Origin of the sequence: Stenotrophomonas sp. HMWF023, from assembly GCF_003060985.1 — a bacterium.
Classification (GTDB): domain Bacteria; phylum Pseudomonadota; class Gammaproteobacteria; order Xanthomonadales; family Xanthomonadaceae; genus Stenotrophomonas; species Stenotrophomonas lactitubi.
The window spans coordinates 1-3518 of record NZ_QAIJ01000040.1 but is presented as its reverse complement, the minus strand read 5'-3'; the positions used below and the strand labels follow the sequence as shown (position 1 = coordinate 3518).

Below are 3518 nucleotides of genomic sequence, written 5' to 3'. Positions count from 1 at the left end.
GATCTACACCGGCAACTACGGCGGCGGCATGGATGCCGGCCTGCTGCACAAGGCCATGTACGAGGTTGTGCAGCCCAACGGTCTGCTGGTGTTCCGCGATCCGGCCCGGACCACCGGCGCGTCGATCAGCTTCGATCCCGATGGCAGTGGCCGCAAGCTGGAGACCTTCCCCGGCCAGGACATCTACAGCAACAACATCATCACCGCCGCCGGTTACCGCGACCCGGGCGACACCCTGACGGTCACCGGCAATGTCAGCGGCGACATCAATCCGGGCTACCTGCGCACCGCACGCCAGCTGCAGGCGTTCGTCGATAACGACTTCGCGCGCTGGAACGATGCCGACTTCGCCACCACGTACATCAACTATGCGGTGAACATCTACAACCGCTCCAGCGCCGGCCCGAATGGCATCGGCCCGGCTTCAGTGCAGGATTACCTCAACGACCCGGGTACACAGCAACTGCTGCTGGGCCAGCTGCGCCTGAATGAGCTGGATGCCTCCACGCTGGGCAATTCGGCCGGTGTGATCCGCGTGGCCAAGGGCGGCACCTGGCGCACCGCCGAGACCACCGGCGCCGATTTCATGCTGGTGGAGAACGGCACCATCGCCCTGGAAGGCGGCGCCCTGCGGACCCCGGAGCTGCGCGTGCTGGCGGGCGGCATGGTGGTCGGCCACGGTGATATTGCCTCGGTCGCCAACGACTCGGATGCACTGTTCGCTGGCACCGGTCCGTCGTACCGCGAGGATGGCTTCAACCGCCTGCGCGTGTTCGGCACTTTGATGCCGCGCGGTGGAGATCTGGTCACCCACGGCTACGTCAACATCATGCCGGGCGGCAAGGTGCTGTTCGACGTCACGGAGGCGGGCGGCGCCAACAGTGGACGCCTGCGCGTGGGCGACTTCTACGACAGCGGCGCCAACGAGGGCGCGCTGGTGATCTCGCCGGGCGCGCACCTGGAGCTGAACGTGGCGCAGGGCTTCTACGCCGGCAACTACCAGCGCGAGCTGGTGACCGGCCCGATCTTCCAGGGCTTCACCGATGCGGTGCGCCTGGGCGACACCGGCTATACGGCCAGCATCACCGGCGGCGAAGTATTCCGGCCGCGCCACAACTCGTTGCTGAGCTTCAACATCAACCAGACCGCCGAGGGCCTGTCGCTGACCGCGAACCCCGGTTTCGACCAGCTTGCGCAGCTCACCGGCAACAACGGCAACGATGGACTCGGTCGCGCGCTGGCTACTGCGGGTCAGCGCCAGGATGCCGGCCTGAAGCCGCTGCTGGGTGCATTGCAGTTTGCCGATCGCGATGTGATCGCACAGCAGGCCGGCGCACTGCGTGGTGATGGCCACGCCAGCCTGCGCCTGGCCGACAACGCGCTGGTTGGCAGCATCGGCAGCGTGGTGCAGCAGCACCAGGCCGCACGACGCAGCGGCAGCGGTGACGCCGGCGGCCTGGCCGCACAGGCAGCGCAGGCGGCTTCGGCGCAGCCCGGTATGGCCAATGGCAGCCTGTTCAACCAGTTGGCGATGCATCTGGTGGAGCCGGCGGGGGCGGGCGGTGGCAACACCGACTTCGGCGGCGAAGCACCACGCAACCACGGCCTCTGGGGCCGCGGCTTCGGCAGTCATGGCCGCATCGACGGTGAGGGCGGCGTGGCCGGCCTGAGCCATACCGTCGGCGGCATCGTGCTCGGTGCCGATACGCAGCTGGCCGATGACCGGGTGACCCTGGGCGTCAGCGTTGCCGCGGCGGACATGTCGACCAAGGGGCGCGATGGTTCCGGCTTCACCGGTGATGTGCGCGCGCTGGATGTGGGCGGCTACCTGGATGCCACCTACTCGCGTGGCTACCTCTCGGCCTCGGTGCGCTACACCGACCTGCGCCACGACACCCGCCGCAGCATCGAGGGCATCGACGGCCTGCAGGGCCCGCTGCGTGCCAAGTACAACAACGATGCGATCTCGGCCCGCCTGGAGCACGGCTTCTCGTTCACCACCGCCAAGGGTGTGGTGATCCAGCCGCTGCTGCCGGTGGTCGACTACGCGCGCACCTCGGCCACCCGTTTCAATGAAGGGCAGGGTGCTGGCGCGCTGGTCGGGCGTGGTGACAGCCTGGAAAGCATCCGCGTCGGCGCGGGCCTGCAGTTGTTCAAGACCTTCGAAGGCAACAACGGCGAGCGCATCACCCCGCGCGCGCGCGTGGTCTGGCAGAAGGAACTGGGCGACACCCAGGCCCGTTACAGCACCGGCTTCGCCGCTGCGCCGGACCTGGTGTTCGGTGCCAGCAGCCAGACCGTGGGCGAGCAGGTGCTGGCCTGGAACCTGGGCGTGACCAGCCGCGCCAGCGATCGCCTGTCGGTGATGGTCGACTACGTGGGCGAGCGCCGCGACGGCCAGCTGCAGAACGGCGTGATGCTGGGCCTGGGCTATACGTTCTAAGGCAGTACCGGCACCGGCGGCAGTCACGCCGCCGGTGCCATCCCCATCGATGTGCGGGTGCGCTATGGTCGTGGCGGATTTCCGCGCAGACCTTCCCATGCAGATCGCCGTTTTCAGTGCCCGTCCCTACGATCGCCGCTTTCTGGAGGAGGCCAACCTGCGCGAAGGGCTAGGGCAGCAGTTCCAGTTCGTGTACTTCGACGCCGCGCTGGATGTGCACACTGCCGCACTGGCACAGGACTGCGCCGCCGTCTGCGTGTTCGTCAATGACAGACTTGATGCGCCGGTACTGAAGGCCCTGCATGCGCTGGGCGTGCGTGCAGTGCTGCTGCGCTGCGCCGGCTTCAACAATGTGGACCTGGCCACCGCGAACGCGCTCGGCCTGTTCGTCGCCCGCGTGCCGGCCTACTCGCCCGAAGCCGTGGCCGAGCATGCACTGGCGCTGGTGATGACCCTCAACCGGCAGACCCATCGCGCCTACAACCGCGTGCGCGAGGGCAACTTCATGCTTGATGGCCTGCTCGGCCGCACCCTGCATGGCAAAACCGTGGGCATCGTCGGTACCGGCAAGATCGGGCTGGCCACCGCGCGCATCTTCCGCGGCATGGGCTGCACCGTGCTGGGGCACGATCCGTATCCCTCGCCGGCCTTCGCGGAGATCGGCACGATGGTGGAACTGGATGAACTGCTGTCGCGCTCGGACATCATCTCGCTGCATTGCCCGCTGACCCCGGATACCCAACACCTGATCGACGACGCCTCGCTGGCGCGGATGAAGCCCGGCGCGATGCTGGTCAACACCTCGCGTGGCGGGCTGGTCGATACCCACGCGGTGATCCGCGCGCTGAAGTCGCGCCGGCTGGGCCACCTGGCCATTGACGTCTACGAGCAGGAAAGCGCCTTGTTCTTCCAGGACCTGTCCGGCGAGATCATCGACGATGAGGCCTTCCAGCGGTTGATGACCTTCCCCAACGTGCTGGTGACCGGCCACCAGGGCTTCTTCACCGTGGAGGCGCTGCAGGAGATCTCGGCGATCACGCTGGGCAATCTGGCCGATTTCGCGGCGGGGCGGGAC

Annotated in this window: 2 protein-coding genes; both read left to right on the top strand. The window is 67.5% G+C overall.

The features are described from left to right. Positions 1–2443 (top strand): autotransporter outer membrane beta-barrel domain-containing protein (locus DBR20_RS01760; protein WP_108264974.1); only part of this gene is annotated, 2443 nt, incomplete at its 5' end. A 97-nt stretch (positions 2444–2540) separates the two neighbouring features. Further along, positions 2541–3518 (top strand): 2-hydroxyacid dehydrogenase (locus DBR20_RS01755; RefSeq protein WP_108264975.1); only part of this gene is annotated, 978 nt, incomplete at its 3' end.